This window comes from Agrobacterium sp. (assembly GCF_059499945.1).
This window is the reverse complement of record NZ_JCABZP010000010.1, coordinates 108,956-129,346: the sequence shown is the minus strand read 5'-3', so window position 1 is coordinate 129,346 and position 20,391 is coordinate 108,956. Positions and strand designations below refer to the sequence as shown.

Annotated in this window: 19 protein-coding genes; 1 reads left to right on the top strand and 18 read right to left on the bottom strand. The window is 59.5% G+C overall.

From position 1 onward, the window contains the following. Positions 1-17: 17 nt before the first annotated feature. Positions 18-2,450: a ComEC/Rec2 family competence protein gene (locus AC5I5B_RS07175; protein ID WP_111834525.1), complete on the bottom strand. Its 2,433-nt coding sequence runs from the start codon at positions 2,448-2,450 to the stop codon at positions 18-20. Between the two features lie 306 nt (positions 2,451-2,756). Here AC5I5B_RS07175 and gltA point away from each other — a divergent pair, with 306 nt between their 5' ends. Beyond that, on the top strand, positions 2,757-4,046 hold the full coding sequence (gene gltA / locus AC5I5B_RS07170; protein ID WP_003502585.1) for a citrate synthase: 1,290 nt from the start codon (positions 2,757-2,759) through the stop codon (positions 4,044-4,046). Between the two features lie 78 nt (positions 4,047-4,124). Here gltA and AC5I5B_RS07165 read toward each other — a convergent pair whose 3' ends face one another. The 17 genes from AC5I5B_RS07165 to tsf form a co-directional block, all read right to left on the bottom strand. Beyond that, entirely contained in the window at positions 4,125-4,859 is a 735-nt protein-coding gene (locus AC5I5B_RS07165) for an amino acid ABC transporter ATP-binding protein (protein ID WP_111834337.1), read from the bottom strand. After that, positions 4,837-5,496 (bottom strand): amino acid ABC transporter permease, encoded by a 660-nt coding sequence (locus AC5I5B_RS07160; protein WP_003502581.1) that lies wholly within the window; start codon positions 5,494-5,496, stop codon positions 4,837-4,839. The genes AC5I5B_RS07165 and AC5I5B_RS07160 overlap by 23 nt, the downstream gene beginning before the upstream one ends. Further along, complete coding sequence (locus tag AC5I5B_RS07155; RefSeq protein WP_111792759.1) at positions 5,493-6,164, bottom strand: amino acid ABC transporter permease; 672 nt, start codon at positions 6,162-6,164, stop codon at positions 5,493-5,495. Before AC5I5B_RS07155 ends, AC5I5B_RS07160 begins: the two co-directional genes overlap by 4 nt. Before the next feature lie 80 nt (positions 6,165-6,244). Further along, positions 6,245-7,030 carry a transporter substrate-binding domain-containing protein gene (locus AC5I5B_RS07150; RefSeq protein WP_003502579.1) on the bottom strand — a complete coding sequence of 262 codons (786 nt, stop codon included), beginning with the start codon at positions 7,028-7,030 and terminating at the stop codon, positions 6,245-6,247. Positions 7,031-7,036: 6 nt separating this feature from the next. Beyond that, positions 7,037-7,747 (bottom strand): GntR family transcriptional regulator, encoded by a 711-nt coding sequence (locus AC5I5B_RS07145; protein WP_003502578.1) that lies wholly within the window; start codon positions 7,745-7,747, stop codon positions 7,037-7,039. A gap of 197 nt (positions 7,748-7,944) precedes the next feature. Further along, positions 7,945-9,129, bottom strand: a complete 1,185-nt coding sequence (gene lpxB, locus AC5I5B_RS07140; protein WP_003502577.1) for a lipid-A-disaccharide synthase — start codon at positions 9,127-9,129, stop codon at positions 7,945-7,947. 4 nt (positions 9,130-9,133) lie between these two features. Next, complete coding sequence (locus AC5I5B_RS07135) at positions 9,134-10,006, bottom strand: LpxI family protein (protein ID WP_003502576.1); 873 nt, start codon at positions 10,004-10,006, stop codon at positions 9,134-9,136. A 3-nt stretch (positions 10,007-10,009) separates the two neighbouring features. Beyond that, the gene (gene lpxA, locus AC5I5B_RS07130; protein ID WP_003502575.1) at positions 10,010-10,825 is read right to left on the bottom strand and encodes an acyl-ACP--UDP-N-acetylglucosamine O-acyltransferase; all 816 of its coding nucleotides are present in this window, start codon (positions 10,823-10,825) and stop codon (positions 10,010-10,012) included. Then, positions 10,822-11,289 (bottom strand): 3-hydroxyacyl-ACP dehydratase FabZ, encoded by a 468-nt coding sequence (gene fabZ / locus AC5I5B_RS07125; protein ID WP_003502572.1) that lies wholly within the window; start codon positions 11,287-11,289, stop codon positions 10,822-10,824. Before fabZ ends, lpxA begins: the two co-directional genes overlap by 4 nt. Next, a complete protein-coding gene (gene lpxD / locus AC5I5B_RS07120; RefSeq protein WP_111834335.1) occupies positions 11,282-12,349 on the bottom strand; it encodes a UDP-3-O-(3-hydroxymyristoyl)glucosamine N-acyltransferase in 1,068 nt (355 codons plus the stop codon). Before lpxD ends, fabZ begins: the two co-directional genes overlap by 8 nt. Positions 12,350-12,398: 49 nt before the next feature. Continuing rightward, positions 12,399-14,723, bottom strand: a complete 2,325-nt coding sequence (bamA, locus tag AC5I5B_RS07115) for an outer membrane protein assembly factor BamA (protein ID WP_060724139.1) — start codon at positions 14,721-14,723, stop codon at positions 12,399-12,401. Between the two features lie 199 nt (positions 14,724-14,922). After that, entirely contained in the window at positions 14,923-16,044 is a 1,122-nt protein-coding gene (rseP, locus tag AC5I5B_RS07110; RefSeq protein WP_162687200.1) for an RIP metalloprotease RseP, read from the bottom strand. A 49-nt stretch (positions 16,045-16,093) separates the two neighbouring features. Beyond that, on the bottom strand, positions 16,094-16,927 hold the full coding sequence (locus AC5I5B_RS07105) for a phosphatidate cytidylyltransferase (protein WP_080866113.1): 834 nt from the start codon (positions 16,925-16,927) through the stop codon (positions 16,094-16,096). Next, entirely contained in the window at positions 16,927-17,670 is a 744-nt protein-coding gene (locus tag AC5I5B_RS07100) for an isoprenyl transferase (RefSeq protein WP_003502563.1), read from the bottom strand. The genes AC5I5B_RS07105 and AC5I5B_RS07100 overlap by 1 nt, the downstream gene beginning before the upstream one ends. A gap of 65 nt (positions 17,671-17,735) precedes the next feature. Further along, positions 17,736-18,293, bottom strand: coding sequence for a ribosome recycling factor (frr, locus tag AC5I5B_RS07095; RefSeq protein WP_003502562.1), 558 nt, complete (start codon positions 18,291-18,293; stop codon positions 17,736-17,738). 62 nt (positions 18,294-18,355) lie between these two features. After that, on the bottom strand, positions 18,356-19,078 hold the full coding sequence (pyrH, locus tag AC5I5B_RS07090) for a UMP kinase (RefSeq protein WP_003502561.1): 723 nt from the start codon (positions 19,076-19,078) through the stop codon (positions 18,356-18,358). A 97-nt stretch (positions 19,079-19,175) separates the two neighbouring features. After that, on the bottom strand, positions 19,176-20,102 hold the full coding sequence (gene tsf / locus AC5I5B_RS07085) for a translation elongation factor Ts (protein ID WP_003502560.1): 927 nt from the start codon (positions 20,100-20,102) through the stop codon (positions 19,176-19,178). Between the last annotated feature and the right edge of the window lie 289 nt (positions 20,103-20,391).

Sequence of the window (20,391 nt, the reverse complement as noted above, 5' to 3'; positions counted from 1 at the left end):
ATCCAGGCTGGCGGCCCTCATTGTGGTGCCGCCAGCAACCGCGTGACGGCATCAGGGACCTCATGGTCAAAACGGCCGCTTTTCCAGTCGTAATAGCGATGTTCGCTCCAGGGCCTGTCCATGCCGGCTATCGCGGCGCGCAACCTGCCGACTACCGCTACCTGATCGCTGCCGGCAAAGTCTATTTCCAGTGAACCGATCCGCCGCAGGATATCGCGGTTAAGCAAGAGTGCGCCCGAGCGGCATTGGGAGAAGGATGTTCTGCGGGAAACGACGACAATATCGGCGATATCACAAGCCTTTCCGGCAAATCGACCATCTTCCAGAACGATGATCCATTCGCCGCTTCCCGCGCGTGCGGCACACCATATGCCTTTGCTGCAGGTGAAAATACCGGGCTCCGCGTCTCTCAGGGCCACCGTCATCTGCCGTGTAACCGCCCTCATCTTTTCCGGATCAAGCTTCGCCTTGGTCAAAGCCACGGTGGTTGCCGCAGCCTCGCTCTTGAGAAAGACCGGCGGAACTGGCTGTTCCGGCAGCAGCAGTGCCCTTTGCCACTGGTCATAAACGAAACCCTGCGGCCGTGTTTTCGTCGTGTAGGCTTTGCCATCCTCCAGCAGCGCCACCAGCATGCCATCCTCATGAACAAGCAGATGAGGCGGATTGCGATAGGCCGTGGCCGCCGACAGGCCAAAGGCGAGGACCAGAAACGGCAAACCAAGAAGCGCCAGCCGGCTGCGTAACAATGCCAGCAGCAGAAAACCAACGGAGGCAAGCCCCAGGAACCAGCCATGTGGCCGCCCCGTCGCAGCGCTTCCTCCCCAGGAGGCCACCTCCCGGGAAACTTCGATCACGAGAGCCATACCGTAACCCATGACCTTGAGGAACGGAGCATCAAGCCCGAAAGGCATCAGCAGCATGGCGACAAGGCCGAAAGGCATGACGATCAGCGACATGAGCGGCATGGCGGCCAGATTGGCAAAAAGTCCATAGGTGGTGACACGCTGAAAATGCTCGGCGGAATAGATCGCAGTCGAAAGACCGCCGATCAACGAGGTCGTGATGACGCCGCCGATGATGGCGCCCGCCGTTTGCGCCACCGTCATCCATGCCGGTTTGCGCCCGATGAACAGCCGCTCGCGATCAACACGCCAGCGGCTCCAGGCGGCATAGGAGGCGACGAGCGCGATGGTTGCGGCAAAGGACATCTGGAAGCTCGGGCCCATGATTTCCGAGGGCGACAAGGCAAGAATGACCAGAGCGGAAAGCGCAACATTCCTGAGACTGAGCGAGGGTTGATCGAAGAGAACAGCGATCAGCATCACCGACATCATCAGCCAGGCGCGTTCGGCGGAGACGGCGAAACCGGAAATCAGATAATAGGCAAGCGTCATCAGGAGTGCGGCGAAAGCCGAGATTTTCTTGACGGGCCAGCGCTGCGCAAAGGCCGGAAAAAGGCTGAAGGCAAGCCTCAGCCCCACAAAGAATATGCCTGACGCCAGCGCCATGTTGAGCCCGGATATGGCAACGATATGGGCAAGGCCGGAAAGCCGCAGCGCTTCCATCGTCCCGGCGGATATGGCCTGTCTCTCATCGGTGACGATGGAGGCGGCAAAGGCTCCGGCATCACCGCCGATGGTGTTGCGGATGCGTTCGGCAATGGCGGTGCGCAGGCCGTAAAGCCGCATATCGGCCCATTCCAGCCAGTCCGTTCCGGCCCTGACGTCATCTTCGGGTGATATGACCGTCTGTGGCGGCTTATAAAAGAAGCCCGTCGCGCCTATGCCCCTGAAATAGGAGGCAAAGGCGAAATCGTTGAGCCCCGGCAAAGCCGGGCCGGATGGTGGCGAAAGCCGCGCCTTGCCACGAATGGTCGCGCCCAGTGCGACAGGTTCACCTCCCCCGCGTGAGAGAAGCGAGACCTTTTCCGGCGGGCGTGACAATGCCGGCGCCTCCGTAGCGGCAAGCCGCACCACATATCGCCAATCCCCGCGTGCATCGACCTCCCGGCGCGTCACCGTGCCTGTAATGGTGGTGGTGACGGGTGTATCCAGCACCACGGTTCCCACCCGCCGCGTTTCTACCTCGGCGAAAAGCATGCCCAGCAAGAACAGCGCGAAAAAGCCGCAGGCCGTCGCTGCCAGGCCCGAACGATATTTCGTGAAGGATGCCAGACCCGCGGCAATGAGACATGTGATCGCCAGAACAGGGAATGAAGGCGAGGTGTCGAGGGAAAACCAGAAGATCGCACCACAACCGATAAAGACCGGAACGAAAAGAAAATCGTGGCCGAATGAGCGCTCCTCGGCGAAGCACGCGGCGATTTTTTGAGGGGCGATAGCTCGCAGTTTTGGCCTGCTGACAAGGGCGGGCGTATCATATGTCGCGACATCCCCGGTTCTGCGTAGCGGAAACAGAATCTCCGCCGTGCCGGGCAAGCCGCCCTGCATCGTTTCCGCATATCCGAAATGCTTTTTTTCCCCTTGACCAAGCACTCTGCGCCGCGCCCCTGCCGCACCGGAAACAGGTTTGCAGGCGGATGCGAGGGATTGCAATGCTTTCCTTTAACCCTGCGTTGACCGAGATCGAATTGCTATGATGATAAAGCGAAAAGCAACGCAATTGCGTATGCCGCAATGCACAATTTGACCTTTGGATAGCTTGGCATCGGCGCAAGGATCATATAGCTAATCGGTAGACGCTTAACCGCGGGGCGTGTCTCAACGCCCCCACCCGCATGTTTTCGGAGGATCAGTATGACGGAAAAAAGCGCTACAGTGACACTTGGCGAAAAACAGGTCGAACTCCCGGTCAGGGAAGGCACGATTGGACCAAGCGTCGTCGATATCGCCACGCTGTACAAGCACACGGGCTCCTTCACCTACGACCCGGGCTTCACGTCGACGGCCTCCTGCGAATCCAAGATCACCTATATCGATGGTGACGAAGGCGTTCTCCTTCACCGCGGCTTCCCGATCGAGCAGCTTGCCGAACAGGGCGATTTCCTGGAAACCTGCTACCTGCTGCTCTACGGCGAACTGCCGACGGCTGCGCAGAAGAAGGATTTCGACACCCGCGTCACGCGTCACACCATGGTGCATGAGCAGATGAGCCGCTTCTTCACCGGCTACCGTCGCGACGCGCATCCGATGGCCGTCATGTGCGGCACGGTCGGCGCTCTCTCGGCCTTCTATCACGACTCGACCGACATTACCGATCCGCACCAGCGCATGGTCGCTTCGCTGCGTATGATCGCAAAAATGCCGACGATCGCCGCCATGGCCTACAAGTACCATATCGGCCAGCCTTTCGTTTACCCGAAGAACGATCTCGATTACGCCTCCAACTTCCTGCATATGTGCTTTGCCGTACCGTGCGAGGACTACAAGGTTGATCCGGTTCTGGCCCGCGCCATGGACCGTATCTTCATCCTGCATGCCGATCACGAGCAAAACGCCTCCACTTCCACGGTGCGTCTTGCCGGTTCTTCGGGCGCCAACCCGTTCGCCTGTATTGCGGCTGGCATTGCCTGCCTCTGGGGCCCGGCTCATGGCGGCGCCAACGAAGCGGCGCTCAACATGCTCAACGAGATCGGCACGGTTGACCGTATTCCGGAATATATCGCCCGCGCCAAGGACAAGAACGATCCGTTCCGCCTGATGGGCTTTGGCCACCGCGTCTACAAGAACTACGACCCGCGCGCCAAGATCATGCAGAAGACGATGTACGAAGTGCTGGAAGCCACTGGCAACTCCGACGATCCAATCATGCAGGTTGCTCTGGAACTGGAAAAGATCGCCCTTTCCGACCCTTATTTCGTCGAGAAGAAGCTCTACCCGAATGTCGACTTCTATTCGGGCATCACGCTGAAGGCGCTCGGCTTCCCCACGACCATGTTCACCGTTCTCTTCGCTCTCGCCCGCACCGTCGGCTGGATCGCACAGTGGAACGAAATGATCGAAGATCCGCAGCAGCGCATCGGTCGTCCGCGCCAGCTCTACACGGGCGCCGGCAAGCGCGACTACGTTCCGGTTTCCAAGCGCTAAGCCGCGAAACCATTTGAGATCAAAGGCCGGCAGGTTTTCACCCGCCGGCCTTTTTTTTGTTGGGCGTCTGAGTGGTTCTTAGTGGCGCGCCGCAACGCCCAGGAACTGCTTGAGTTCGGGGGTTTCGGGATTGGCGAACACCTCTTCCGGCGGGCCAATTTCATGCACCCTGCCCTCATGCATGAAGACGACGCGAGAGCAGACGTCGCGCGCGAACTTCATTTCATGCGTCACCATCAAGAGCGTCATGCCTTCGGCGGCGAGTTCCCGCACCACGGCAAGCACTTCCGCAACCAGTTCGGGATCGAGCGCCGAGGTGATCTCATCGCAGAGCAAAGCGATCGGCTGCATGGCGAGGGCGCGGGCAATGGCGACGCGCTGTTGCTGGCCACCTGACAACTCATCGGGATAGGCATCGAATTTATGCGCTAGGCCAACCCGTTCCAGCATCTTGCGGGCAACGGCTTCCGCCTCCGGTTTCGACGTCTTCTTGACCACCATCTGTGACAGCATGACATTGCCGCCGACGGTCTGGTGCGGGAAGAGATTGAACTGCTGGAAGATCATGCCGACCTTCAATCGAAGTGCCTTGAGATGGAGATCGTCTTCGAGAAGCTGTGCGCCGGCGACCGATATGGAACCGGCCGAAATCGTCTCCAGCCCGTTGATGCAACGAAGCAGGGTCGATTTTCCCGATCCGCTCTTGCCGATGATGGCGATGACCTCGCCCGGCTCGACATCGAGATTGATGCCCTTCAGAACCTCGTTGCTGCCATAGCTTTTGCGGACTTCAGTGATTTCGATGAGCGACATTGAGCTTCCTTTCGAGGATCTGGCTGCTCTTCGACAGAGGCCAGCACAGCGCGAAATAGATGAGGGCCACGAGGCCATAAACGGTGAAGGGCTGGAAGGTGGCGTTGGTGACGACCGTGCCGGCCTTGGACAGTTCCACGAAGCCTATGATCGAGGTCACCGCCGTTCCCTTGATGACCTGCACGAAAAAACCGACGGTCGGCGGAATGGCGACCCGCATGGCCTGCGGCAGGATGACGTAACGCATCTGCTGCAGGCGGCCCATGGCAAGGCTTGCCGACGCCTCCCATTGCCCCTTGGCGACAGATTCGACGCAGCCACGCCAGATTTCGGTCAGGAAGGCTGCTGCCCACAGGATCAGCGTCAGACCCGCCGCGAGCCAGGCCGGCACATCGATACCGAAGAGACCAAGGCCGAAAAAGGCGATGAAGAGCTGCATCAGCAGCGGCGTTCCCTGAAAAAGCTCGACATAATAGCGCGCGAAAACCCGCATCGATTTTTTCCGGGAAATGCGCATGAAGAGCAGAAGCAGCGCCACCAAGCCGCCGCCCGCAAAGGAGACGAGCGAGAGCAGCACGGTCCAGCGCGTGGCGAGCAGCAGGTTTCTGAGAATATCCCAGGTGGAGAACTCGATCATCGGACACTCCTGCGCGGAAAAATGAGGTTGCCGCCCGTCAGCAGCACCTGCCGGAGAAGAATGGCCAGCACGAGATAGATGACGGTGGAGACCATGTAGGCTTCGAAGGCGCGGAAGGTGCGCGACTGGATGAAATTGGCCGCGAAGGTCAGGTCCTCGGCGGCGATCTGCGACACGACCGACGAACCGAGCATGACGATTACCACCTGCGAGGAGAGCGCCGGCCATATTCGTTGCAGGGAGGGAACCAGCACCACGTGGCGGAAGGTTTCGAAACGGGTCATGGCAAGGCTTGCGCCGGCCTCGAACTGCCCCTTCGGCGTCGCCTGAATGCCGGCGCGGATGATCTCGCAGCTATAGGCCCCGAGATTGACCACCATGGCGATATTGGCAGCGCTCAGTTCCGACAGTTGCAGGCCAAGCGAGGGCAGGCCGAAAAAGATAAAAAACAATTGTATGAGAAACGGCGTATTGCGAATGAGTTCCACATAGGTCGCGACCGGCGGCCGCAGCCATTTCGGGCCAAGCGCGCGCACCCAGGCACAGAATATGCCGAGCGCGATGCCGAGAACGCCGCCGACGGCGATCAATTCAAGCGTGACGGCGATACCCTTGGCGATCTGCGGATAATATTCGAGGAGCCATCCAAAATCGAATGTGTATTTCACCCGATGTTTCCTTCGGAAGAGGACAAACCATGCGCCGGGCCGGGATCAAACGGGACCGGCGCATGTGTTTGCCGGGTTGGTCACAGATCCTTCGGAAGATCGGTTTTCAGCCACTTCTGCGCGATGGTGTTCAGCGAACCGTCGGTCTTTGCGGTGGCGATGATGGCGTTGACCTTCTCCAGCAGCGCCGGCTGCTCCTTGTTCAGGCCGATATAGCAGGGAGAATTTTTGATCAGGAACTTAAGCTCGGGGCGCTTCGGTGGGTTCTTCGCGAGAATGGCGGCGGCCACGACATTGCCCGTGGCGACGGCTTCCACCTGACCGGCGAGGAAGGCAGAGATAGTGCCGTTATTGTCCTCGTAGCGCTTGATGGTCGTATCAGCGGGAGCGACCTTGGTCAGTTCCAGATCCTCGACGGCGCCACGGGTAACGCCGATGGTCTTGCCGGCCAAATCTTCCGCCTTGGTGACAGCAAGCGAGTCCGGAGCGAACACACCGTTGAAGAAAGGCGCATAGGCAGTGGAGAAGTCGATGACCTTTTCACGGTCCGGGTTCTTGCCGAGGCTCGAAATGACGAGATCGACCTTGTTGGTCTGCAGATAGGGAACGCGGTTGGCGCTGGTGACCGGCACCAGCTCGACCTTCACCCCGAGCTTCTCGCCGATCAGGTTGGCGACGTCGATATCGTAACCCTGCGGCGCCATATCGGTGCCAACGCTGCCGAACGGCGGAAAATCCTGCGGGACGGCGACGCGGATCGTGCCTCGGGAAGTGATATCGCCGAGCGCGTCGGCAAAGGCTGCGGGCGAAAAACCAAGTGTTGCGGAAATCGCGGCAATGGCAAGCAATGAACGTCTGGAAAACATTGGGAATTACTCCTTGGGGCTTGAGGAAAGAGGCTGCAGTGAAAGCGAATTGCGAAGCTCGTAGAGCGGGTCCGGCCTGCGGGTGAGATCGAGACCGGTTTCGACTTCGTCGAGATGGCGGATGGCGAGTTCGGCGGCGCCGTGAAAATCAGCCGCCTTGATCGCCTCGAAGATGCGGCAGTGCCCGTCATGCGATTGCTGCGCATGGAAATCGGACTGATAGAGCATGGAGATGAGGATGGTTCTGGCCGTCAGGTCGCGCAGCGTTTCGACGATGATGTCATTTCCGGCGATTTCGGCGATGCGGATGTGGAAATCGCCCATCAGGCAGGTCAGGCGCTGGCGGTCGCCTTTGACAATCGCCGCCTTTTCTTCATCGAGATGATTGGCAAGGATCGTTATGCCTTCCGCGCTGATGGCGGAAAGGTTGCGCAAAAGTCCATATTCGATGATGCGCCGTGCCTCATAGACCTTGATGGATTCTTCGGCGGAAGGCTCCACCACGAACCAGCCGCGGCGCGGGCTGACGGTGACGATGCCGCGCGTCTCCAGCCGCATCATCGCCTCGCGGATGCGCGTGCGCGACACGCTGAAAAGGCTGGCGAGCTGGTTCTCGCTGAGGCGGGTGCCCGGGCGGATCCGCGCGGAAAGAATGCCTGAGATGATGGCGTCTTCTACCGCGCTCTGGGCGCTTTCTGATGTATGGCTATCTTGCATACAAGATTGAAAGCAAGAGGTGTGCCAGACGTAAATTCGCGGGCCGCGGACCCTATAAAAGCCTGGGGATTGCCGCCCTAACGATCAAATGCGTTAAAACCAACCCCTCGCCTGCCTGCATTGGCGGCAAGGCGGCAGCTGGCTTAACCTTGTCGGAAAACCGCTATTTCCGCCGCCTGAGGACAGGATGGCTGCGATTATACCGAGGAGCTATTCTTGTTTTTGAGGACATCGAGAAGAATGCGCGCGCCGGTTTCGCCCGGCGGTACATCCGTGTGCAAACGCCGCTGCACCAGCGCATAACCTTCGAGCATCGCCCGCCGCTCGGTGGTATCGGACGACAGACGCTCGGCCCAGCGCAGCATCGAGCCTGCCCTGACGACCTCGTTGAAATATTCCGGAATGATGGCGTAATCGGCGATCAGGTTCGGCAGGGCGCCGGTCCAGGTTTTCACCCGCTTGCTCAGCATGGTGAAAATCCAGTCGGTCTTGTAGACCGAGATGGTCGGTACGCCCGCGAGTGCGAGTTCCAGAATGACCGTGCCGGAAGCGGCGATGGCCGCATCGGCTTCAGCAAACGCGTTCCATTTGAAGGCGGAATCGATGCCGATTTCGGGCCTTATATCCTCCGGCCATGATGCCGCCAGTTCGTGGATGCGTTTTTCCTGACGTGGCACAGTGGGCAAAAGAAACCGCGTCGGACCGTTGCGCTCTACAAAAGCTCTCGCTGCCACCTGAAAAGGCTCCATCAGCCGCGTCGTTTCAGTGGAGCGCGAGCCCGGCAGGAGGAGGATGGTTTTCGGCTGGCCATCTGCCGGCAGAGAGCGTTCCGCCCGCTTCTGCCGCACAGAGAGCACATCGGCATCGACGCTGAGCCGATGGCCGACAAAGGTCGTCGGGGGACCGCCGAGACGGCGCATCGCTTCCGGCTCGAAGGGCAGCAGGGCCAGAACATGATCGACATAGGACAGCATCGCGGTGGCGCGATATTCCTTCCACGCCCAGACGCTGGGGCAGACATAATTGACAACAGGCAGATGCGGTAATTGCCGGCGAACTTTTTTCGCCACGCGATGGGTGAAATCCGGACTGTCGATGATCAGCAGAATATCGGGCTTTGCAGCGGCGATTGCCTGGGCGGTCTGGTTGATCCGCGCAATGAGCTTCGGCAGCTTTTTCAGAACCTGCGTGAAGCCCATGATCGAGAGTTCGGAATAGTCGAACAGGGAAACCAGACCCTGTGCTTCCAGCGCATCGCCGCCGACACCCACCAGCTCGACGGGGCCCGCATATCGGGCCTTGAGCGACCGGATCAGATCCGCACCCAGAAGATCACCGGATACCTCTCCGGCAATGACCGCCACTTTTAATGCCGCCGTCATCCGATCAACTCTCCTCCATCATGTCTCCGCCGAGTGACGTATCGATGCCGCAGACGAATATGCCCGCCTCATCGGCCGCCTTCAACATCGCCTCGCGATCAAGCACCAGCGCCCGTCCGGCTTCGACGGCGATGCCGGCCAATCCCGCCTTGCGTGCATTCTCCACCGTTTCCACACCGATTGTCGGCAGGTCGGCGCGCACATCCTGCTGCGGCTTGCACAGCTTTACGAGTACACCCTTGCGGCGCGGGGATATACGTCCTTTGGCGCGCAATGCCGCGACGCGCGCCAGCATGGCATCCGTGCCCTCAACGCCTTCCAGCGCGACGATACGGCCACCCACGGCGACTGCTCCCTGCCCCACATCCAGCTTACCGAGTGCAAGTGCCGCCTCAGCCGCCTTGCGTATGTCACGCAGATCTTCCTCGGCGGGCTTTTGTGCACCGAAAGGGCCTGTCGCAGCCAGCAGGCCGGGCGCGATCTCGTGCGCGCCGATGACTTTTGCGCCAAGTGTGCCAATGATCTTGATGACCATCTGCAAAACGGCGTCATCGCCGCTCGACAGCAGAGTCCTGACAATGGACGGCAGTTTGAGCAGGATGCCGACCGTGGGGCGGATCTCCCGCCATTCCGGCCGTCGCGCCACGCCGCCGGAAAGCACGACACGGTCTACCTGATTTTCACGCAGCAGACGGCCCAGCCCGGCGACATCACCGACACTGATGACGGCATTGTCGAAACCGCTCCAGTCGAAACGGGAATCGTCGCGCAAGCGCACGATGAAAGGGTTCTCGCCCATCTCACGGGCGGCGGCCGCCACATAAAGCGGCAGCTGGCCGCTGCCGGCCACGATGGCGAGACGCCCGCCGCCTGTCACGGCTCACTTGCCCCGGTTGGGCGAAGAGATCGCGCGGTCGCTATCCGCGCCGATGAAATCGAGGATTTCAAGCGCCTGCGGGCAGTCCAGATAGTCGTTGCGGTCGAGGGCTGCGGCATTGCCGCGGATCGTGCCTTCGGCCTCGAAAATCGCCTTGTAGACGCGTCTGACCTTGTGGATATCCGCACGCTCGATGCCTGCACGTGTCATGCCGACAACGTTCAGCCCGCCTAGAATGCCGGGATTGCCATTCAGCATGCCATAGGGAATGACGTCGTAATTGACCGCCGACAGCCCGCCGATGAAAGCCTGGCGGCCGATACGGGTGAACTGGTGCACGGCGCAGCCACCGCCCAGAATAGCGCGGTCCTCGATGGTAACATGGCCCGCCAGCATCACATTGTTGGACAGGATGATGTGGCTGCCGAGGCGGCAATCATGCGCCACATGCGAATTGGCGAGGAAGAGATTGTCATCACCGATAATGGTCTTGCCGCTGCCATCGGAACTGCCGGCGTTCATCGTTACGCCTTCACGCATGACGCAGCGCTCACCGATCTCAAGCGTCGTTTCCGAACCGTCATGGCGAACCGCCTGCGGTGTGCCGCCGATGACCGCCATGGGATGGACGACCGAACCGCGGCCGATGACGGTCCGGCCGGAAACAACGGCGTGATTATGCAGCCAGACACCGTCATGCAGCGTGACTTTCGCGCCGACATAGCTCAGCGCGCCGATGACGACGTTTTCACCGATCACCGCGCCGTCTTCGATGACGGCCGTCGGGTGAATTCTGGCCGAGGCGGCAATCGTGCTCATTGCTGGTCCTCGGGGATCATCATGGCGCCGACATCGGCTTCCGCCACCAGCGCGCCGTCCACCTTCGCCTCGCAATGGAATTTAAAAACATTGCCGCGCTGGCGCTGCTTGACCACGTGGATTTCCAGACGATCACCGGGAACGACGGGTCTACGGAAGCGCGCATTGTCGATGGTCATGAAATAGACGAGGTAACCGCCCTCACCCTGGCTACGGGCGCAGATCGCGCCTGCCGTCTGCGCCATGGCTTCGACGATCAGAACGCCCGGCATGATCGGGCGATCCGGGAAATGGCCGGTGAAATGCGGTTCGTTGACCGTGACGTTCTTGATGCCGATCGCCGAGTTGTTACCATCGATCTCGATGATCTTGTCGATCAGCAGGAATGGGTAACGATGCGGCAGAAGCTTCATGACTTCCAGAATGTCAGCCGCGCCGAGCGTCGTCTTCGTTTCTTCAGTCATTGTTTTTCTCTCCTGTTTTTTTATCACGCCCTTCAGCGCGTGCCAGAATTTCGGCCATGTCGCGCAGGAAATATTTCATTGGACGCGCAGGCGTTCCGCCATAACGGGCGCCTGCCGGTACGTCCGCTACAACACCGCTCATCGCCGCAATCTGCACGCCGTCGCCAATGTTGATATGGCCATTGATGCCGGCCGCGCCGCCAATCATCACACCGTCGCCGATGCGGGTGCTGCCCGCAATGCCAACCTTGCTGACGATGCCGCAATGGCGGCCGATACGAACGTTGTGGCCAATCTGGACCTGATTGTCGATCTTGGTGCCTTCGCCAATGACCGTGTCATCCATGGTGCCGCGATCGATCGTGGTGTTGGCGCCAATCTCGACATTGTCCTGAATGATGACACGACCGATCTGCACGATCTTCAGCATGCCGCGTGGACCGGGGGCATAACCGAAACCGTCCTGACCGATGCGCGCGCCGTTGTGGATAATCACATTATTACCGATGAGCGCGGCAAGAACGCTTGCGCCGCCCGCAATGGTGCAATCACGCCCTATCTGCACATCCTGCCCGATGATGACGCCGGGGCCAATCCGCGTGCCAGCGCCAATATGGGCGCCGGCTCCGATCACGGCAAGCGCCTCGACAATGACGCCCGCTTCCAGTTTCGCGGATGGATCGACATGGGCAGCATGGGAAATTTCGGCGTCCATCCGCGCGATCGGACCGGGTCGCATGGCGGAAGGATGCAACAATGCACCGACCTGCGCAAAAAGGGTGTGGGGGTTTTTCGATATCAGCGCGGGGGTGTGAGACAGAAGCATGTCTACAAGCGCTGCATCACAAATGACGGCGCCAGCTTCGCAGGTCTGCAACTCATCGCGGCTCTTGCGCGAAAGAATATAGCAGAGCTGATCGGGCTTTGCCCTATAGACCGGCGAAACGGACCTGATAATCCGTTCTCCCGCCGCATCGTCAGACAGTTCCGCCCCAAAATTATCTGCGATATCTTTCAATCGCAGTCCCTCGTGGGGCGGAAAAAAGGCATTGTATTCCATCAGCCGGAAACTCCAGAACGTTCAAAGTTGCAGTTCTGGACTGCCGATATCAGAAAGTGTTGGACATGCCAAACCGGAAACGCTGTTCCTCGTCGTAGTCTTCCTTGGCGATCGGTACCGCGTAGTCGACTCGGATCGGACCAAAGGGCGACGCCCACATCACGCCGATACCAGCGGATGCACGGATGGAGTTGTCGTCCTTCACACCTGCGCTGTTGGCAACCTTGTTGCCATAGAGCGTGCCGGCATCAACGAAGCCTGCGAGGCGCAGACCGAAATCTTCCGGAACGCCAGGCATCGGAGCCGTGACTTCAGCAGACGCGGCGAAATAGGTCGTGCCGCCGATGGAGTCGGAGCCGATACGCGGACCGATACCGTCGTTCTTGAAGCCGCGAACCTGACGGCCGCCGAACTTGAACTGATCGAAGACCAGCAGATTGTCGCCCGTCGGCACTACGTGACCGGCCTGACCCGTGAGCGAGCCGATGACATCGTATTCGTCAGACAGCGTATAGAAGAAACGAGCCTTGGCGTAGATCTTGTAATATTCGGAATCGCCGCCGAGGCCTGCAAATTCGTTCGTCAGAGCAGCCTGCCAGCCTTCACGCGGCATGTTGCGGTCGTCGAGCGTATTGTAGTTCAGCGTGTTCGAAATGATGGACTGCGTCCAGTCACCGCCACGGATCAGGTCTTTATAAGGCGCTGCAAGGTTGCTGCCGGTTTCCCAGTCGCCTTCGCCATCATAGTTGAGCTGCTTGTAGGTGTACTTGAACGTTGTCGAGAGGTCCTCGGTGATCGGCGCGGTTACACGCAGCGCGAAACCCTGCTCGTCGTAGTCGTAATAATCTTCGCTGCGGCTCTGGCTCTTGAACAGGTCGAAACCTGCGGCAAGACGATAGCCGAGGAAGTAAGGCTCGGTGAAGGACAGCGTGTAGCTACGTGCATCGTCTTCACCCGCACCAGCGGCGAGACGAATGTACTGGCCACGACCGAGGAAGTTCTTTTCTTCGATGGAGGCTTCGAGCAGAACGCCGTCGTTCTGCGAGTAACCTGCACCGATACCGAACGAACCCGTCGACTGGTCTTCCACATCGACAACAATCACGACGCGGTCAGGCGCGCTGCCGCCGGCGGTCGAGATATTGACCTTCGAGAAATAGCCGAGCGCCTCGAGACGGCGCTTTGCAGCCGTGATGACCGTCTGGTTGAACGCGTCGCCTTCGGAGATATCGAACTCGCGACGAATGACGTAGTCACGCGTACGGGTGTTGCCACGGATTTCGATGCGCTCGACATAGGCGCGCTCGCCCTGATCGACGATATAGGTTACGCCGATGGTGTTGCCAGCCATGTCACGGTCGCCGCGCGGCGTTACGCGGGCAAAGGGATAACCTTCGCCGGCCACGCGCTTGGAAATCGCTTCCATGCTCTGCTGAACTTCCTTGGCGCTGTAGCTGCCACCCTGACGGGTTTCCACGAGGCCCTGAAGTTCGGAACCATCGACGCCCGGAACGGTCGATTCGACCGCAACGTTGCCGAAGTTATAACGCTGACCTTCATCGACCGTGATGGAGACGGTGTATTCGTTCTTGGACTCGTCCAGCACCGCCTCGGAGGACACGACCCGGAAGTCGGCGTAACCGCGGTTGTAATAGAACTGGCGCAGCGCCTCTTCGTCGGCGCGCAGCTTGTCCTCGTTATAAACGTCCTTACGCGTCAGGAACGACAGCATGTTGGACTTCTTGGTATTGATGACAGCGGCCAGACGACCATCGCTGTAGGCATTGTTGCCGACGAAATCGATACGGCCGATCTTCGTGCGCTCGCCTTCATTGATGACGAAAGCAATGTTCACACGGCCCTGACCGACGGAAACGGTCTGCGTGGTGATTTCGACGTCACTACGGCCGATCGCGGCATAGGCTTCCTTGATGCGGGCGATATCCGCCGTCACGATAGCCTGATTGAAGGGGCCAAGCGCCTGTGTCTGTACGACGCCGGCGAGCTTGTCGTCCTTGATCTTGCGGTTACCGTTGAAGACCACCTGGTTGACCAGCTGGTTCTCGTTAACAGTGACGACCAGCGTGCTGCCGGAAACGCGCATGGAGACATTCGAGAAGTAACCGGTGGCGTAAAGACGCTTCACCGATTCATCGATATCCGAATTGGAAAAGTTCTTACCCGGCGCAATGGTGATGTTGGAGCGCACGGAGTCCGCACCGGACCTCTCGGCCCCGCGAACATCGATCTTGCTGATGACGGCTGCATTCGCAACACCAGCAGAGGCAAGCACGCCAAGGCCCGCAACCGAAGAAACACCAGCAGACAGCGCAACCGCCGACACCGCGTTCAAAAATCTTGAACCAGCCTTCATTTCAATTCTTACCTTTTTACGTTGTCCCTCAGCGGGCGGAACCCGACTCCGGCCATGTGCGTCGTTTTACCTGCTTTTCCCCTACAAGCAAGTCAGAACGTTAAATTCTGTTTACTTCGTGATCCAGAGTGGCGCATTCGCCACTTCGGCATAAAAACAAGGTAAACAAACAACTAACAAAACCGTTAAAACACAATCCTCAGCCGATCAAGCTGCTGATATCATTCCATGTTGCAAAAACCATAAGACCCAAAATCATCATCATGCCGATACGGAACGCGACTTCCTGCGCGCCCGCGCCGAGCGGCCTGCCGCGAATGGCCTCGATCGCGTAAAACACCAGATGGCCGCCGTCCAGAACCGGGACGGGCATCAGGTTCAGCAGACCGATCGAAACGGAAAGGACTGCGGCAAGCTGGATAACGGCGGAAATGCCGAGCGTCGCCATCTGGCCGGATGCCTGCGCGACACGCACCGGACCGCCCAGCTGATCGGCATTCATGCGGCCGGTCACGAGGTTGCCGATATAGTTGAAGGTGCCGGTAATGACGTGGCCCGTTTCGCGCACGCCTTCAACCAGCGCCTCGGTCGGCGAATATTCGATGTGGCGGAAATTGCCGCTGGTCTGGTCGGTGACGATGCCGATAATGCCCATTTCCAGCTTGTTGCCGAACTGGTCAGTGGTTTCCGTGCGCGTCGGAACCATCGGCAGCTTCAGCTCCTCGCCTGCCCTTTCGACAGTTACGGTGATCGGCGTGCCCGGGCGGATGCCGACGTAACGACGGACATCCTCGAAAGTCATCACCTTTTCGCCATCGATCGCGACCAGTCGGTCGCCGGGCCGCACGCCAGCTGCGGCGGCAGCGCTGTTTTCGCGCACTTCCGCCACGACTGGATCGGCAATCATCCGACCATAAATGCCGAAAAGCACCGCGAAGATGAGAATGGCGAGAATGAAATTTGCGATCGGGCCCGCAGCAACCGTGGCCGCTCTTTTCCACAGCTTTGCGCCGGAAAGCGTCTGCGCCCTCTCCTCCAGCGACATATGCGACAGGCCGGAACTATCCGGTTTGCTGGCGGCATCCTCATCACCGAAGAACTTGACGTAACCGCCGAGCGGGATCGCGGAAATCTTCCATCTCGTGCCGCGCTTGTCGGTGAAACCGATCAGCTCCGGGCCGAAGCCGATGGAAAATGCCGTGGAACGGATGCCGCACCAGCGCCCGACCAGATAGTGGCCCATTTCATGGACAAAAACGAGCAGGGACAGCACCAGGATGAAGGGCACGATATAGCCGGTCAGAAAGCCGGTCGCCGCCATTACTGTGTTCATGACAATCTGCCCTTTATGTCGTGACCTTTCGCGCCGCTCAGAAACCCGGCAACAGACCGCCGCCCGATCCGGGCACGTCGCCGGTTGCCGCCGCATGCACGAAAGCAATGAGGAATACCGTAAAGCAGGCGAAAACAAGACCGTCAACACGGTCCATGAAGCCGCCATGGCCCGGAATGAGATGGCTGGAATCCTTGACCTGGAAACGTCGTTTCACGAAGGATTCAAAGAGATCACCTATCTGGCTGAATACCGACAGGATGAACGCGAGCCCCAGCACCAGCAGGCTGATTCTGCCGTGATAGGCCATGGACACCGCGCCGCCGCCGATCACAGCCGCCGCTGCCCCGCCGATCGCACCCGACCAGGTCTTGCCGGGCGAAATCGAAGGCGCAAGCTTCGGCCCGCCAATGGCGCGTCCAACGAAATAGGCGAGAATATCCGTCGACCAGACAACGGCGAAGATGAAAAGGATGGACACGAAGCCCGTCAGCTCATCACCGCGAATGGCCGCCAGCGATATGCCGCTCAGACCCGCATAAAAAATGCCACCCACCAGCCACCAGTTCCTGCCGCGCAAAACCGGAAACAGGGCTGCGGTCAGCGTGAAGCCGGATAAAAGCGGCAGATCGAGCGAGGATTCGCCGAAAATCGTGTTGCCGGCGATAACGGCGACCGCGAACCAGCCCCAGGCATTGCCGGTCGGGTTGGCCTCCGACAGCCGGGTAATCGTCGACCATTCATAATAGATGAGGATCGCCAGAAGACCCGCGACGATGCGGAACAGAATGCCGCCATACCAGGTCGCGGCCAGAATGACCGCTGCCATGACGATTGCGGAGACGATCCGCAGTCTGAGTTCACGGCTCATCAGGCGCCTGCCACGGCAACCTGCTCGGTGAGTGCACCAAAGCGGCGGTCACGCGTTGCATATTGCTCGATTGCGGAGAAGAATCGCTGGCGGTCGAAGTCGGGCCAATATTCGGGAACGAAGAGGAACTCAGAATAAGCGGCCTGCCAGAGCAGGAAGTTCGACAGGCGCTCTTCGCCACTGGTGCGGATGATAAGATCCGGATCCGGCATGCCCGACGTGTCAAGCCGGGCCGAAATCATCTCCGGCGTGATCGAAGCGGCATCGAGCCGGCCTTCGGCGACATCGCGGGCGATTGCCACCGTCGCGCGCGCAATCTCGTCACGGCTTCCATAGTTGAAGGCGATCACCAGCGTCAGCTTGGTATTGCCAGCCGTCATCTGCTCCGCCTCTTCGAGGAGAGAGCGTATGTCGGTCTTCAGCCCCTGCCGGTCACCGATGATCCGCACGCGGACATTTTCGCGATGCAGTTCGGCAAGGTCACGCCGGATGAAAGCCTTCAAAAGCCCCATCAGGTCACTCACCTCGGATTCGGGCCTGCGCCAGTTTTCCGACGAGAAGGCAAACAGCGTGAGATAGCGTATTCCGCAATCACCGGCCGCGCGCACGGTCTCGCGTACGGCCTCCACCCCGCGGCGATGCCCCATCACGCGCGGAAGACCGCGCTGCTTTGCCCAGCGTCCATTGCCATCCATGATGATGGCGACGTGCTCGGGTATGGAGGAACGTGTCGTCGTCGGCATATCGATCCAGTAACAGGGCAGCGCGGAATTAAAACGAATAAAATACAGGTCTATCGCAAGCGATATCAGACCTGCATGATTTCCTTTTCCTTCTCGGCAAGCAAGCGGTCAATTTCCGAAATCGTGTCGTCGGTCATTTTCTGCACCTTTTCCGACTGTCCACGGCTTTCGTCCTGACCGATGTCACCATCCTTTTCGGCTTTTTTCAGACCATCCATGCCGTCGCGGCGCACATGGCGAATCGCGACCTTGGACTTTTCGGCATAATCATGAGCGACCTTGACGAGCGACTTGCGGCGCTCTTCGTTCAGTTCAGGCAGCGGAATTCTGAGGTTCTGACCATCGACGATCGGGTTGAGGCCGAGATTGGATTCGCGTATCGCGCGATCGACGGCATTGACCATCGACTTGTCCCAGATGTTGACGCCGAGCATCCGCGGCTCCGGAACCGTGATGTTTGCGACCTGGTTGAGCGGCACACGCGAACCGTAAGCTTCAATGGTGACCGGATCGAGAATGTTTGCCGAAGCCCGGCCGGTGCGCAGCGATGCGATATCGCTCTTGAATGCGTTGATGGCGCCATCCATGCGGCGCTTGATATCGTTGAGGTCAATACCACTCATCTTGATACTCCGTCTCTGTCGGCTGTGGCCGGAATTCGCCCAGGGGGCGGCGTCTTTTTTGATTACTTGTCGTGCACGATGGTCTTGCGGCCACCGCCGGTCAATATCTGCGCGAAACCGCCCTTCTCGTGGATCGAGAAGACGATGATCGGAATATGGTTCTCGCGAGCAAGCGCGACAGCGGCGATATCCATGACCGCCAGGCCCTTGCCGAGCACTTCGCTATGGGTCAGCTCGTCGAAACGGGTAGCTGTCGGATCCTTCTTCGGGTCGGCGGAGTAGATGCCATCCACCTGGGTACCCTTGAAGATCGCCTCGGCGCCCATTTCCGCGGCGCGAAGCGCTGCAGCAGAATCGGTGGTGAAGAACGGGTTGCCCGTACCGCCGGCGAAAATCACCACACGCCCCTGTGCGAGATGGTGAAGGGCGGCGCGCTGGGAGAAGCTCTCACAGATTTCAGGCATCGCGATTGCCGAGAGAACGACGGTGTCGATGCTGAGCTTGCGCAGCGACGTGGCGAGCGCCAGTGCATTGATGACGGTCGCCAGCATGCCCATATGGTCGCCGGTAACGCGGTCGCCCCCCTTGGAGGCCACGGCCACGCCGCGGAAAATATTACCGCCGCCGACGACAACGCCGACTTCAACACCCATCGCCCTCGCCTCGGCGATATCGGAGGCGATACGGTCGGCCACCGCCACATCGATACCGAAACCCTGATCGCCCATAAGGGCTTCACCGGAAGCCTTGAGAAGAACACGTTTGTAGATCGGCTTGGAAGACATCATGACTCCTCGGAAATGTAACCGAAACGCGGATACACGAAGGGCACCGCGTTGTCACGCGATGCCCTCCCGTTTTCCCAAGATTGGGTAAATATAATCAGCCCTTGGCGACTGCGGCGACTTCTGCTGCGAAATCGCTTTCTTCCTTTTCGACGCCTTCGCCGAGCAGCAGGCGAACCATGCCCGTCACTTCGATGGAAGCGCCGGCTTCCTTTTCGGCTTCCTTGACGGCAGCGCCGACAGTGATGTCGGGGTTGATGACGAAAGCCTGCGACAGAAGAGCTACTTCTTCGAAGAACTTGCGCATACGGCCATCAACCATCTTTTCGATGATGGCTTCCGGCTTGCCGGATTCGCGGGCCTGTTCGATGAAGACGTTGCGCTCGCGCTCGGCCACGGCAGCGTCGACTTCTTCAGCGCGGATGGCGAGCGGGTTGGTCGCAGCGATGTGCATGGCAACCTGGCGGCCGATCGAGTTCAGAACGGCCTTGTCGCCGTCCGACTTCAGGGCAACGAGAACGCCGAGCTTGCCGATGCCGTCGCCGGCAGCGTTGTGGATGTAGGTCGCAACAACACCGTGCGGCACTTCGAGTGCAGCCGAGCGGCGCAGCGTCATGTTTTCACCGATCGTAGCGATCGCGTCCTTGATGCTGTCGGAAACGGACTTGCCGGTTGCCGGATAGGTCGCAGCGGAAACAGCGTCAACGGTGCCGTCGGTGGTGAGGGCAACCTGGGCGATACCGCGGATGAGGTCCTGGAACGCATCGTTGCGGGCAACGAAGTCGGTTTCGGAGTTCAGCTCGACAACAACAGCCTTGTGACCCATGGTGGCAACGCCGACCAAACCTTCGGCAGCCGTACGGCCGGACTTCTTGTCGGCCTTTGCGATGCCCTTGGCGCGCAGCCAGTCGATCGCCGCTTCCATGTCGCCATTGGTCTCAGCAAGAGCCTTCTTGCAGTCCATCATGCCTGCGCCAGACTTCTCGCGCAGTTCCTTCACCATTGCGGCTGTGATTTCGGTCATTGTTTGCCTCTTATCGGTTCGATCGGTCAGCCGGCGGAATTTGCCGTGCCGAAGTTCTGGGTGATGACTGTACCCGGCCGCACACCCTTTGAAACCGAAGAGGATTTCAGGAAAGGGGCATGCGCATTCCCAAGTGCTGCGGCGTCTCCATACATCGAAATGATGGGTGCCGCCGAAGTGTGACAGCGTTATGAAGACTGCCTTGCGTTTCAACCACGTCAGACGCCAGCGGTTTCCAAAAAACGTGGCGGAGCGCTTGAAACGAACAAGGCCGTCAACCCATTGAAGG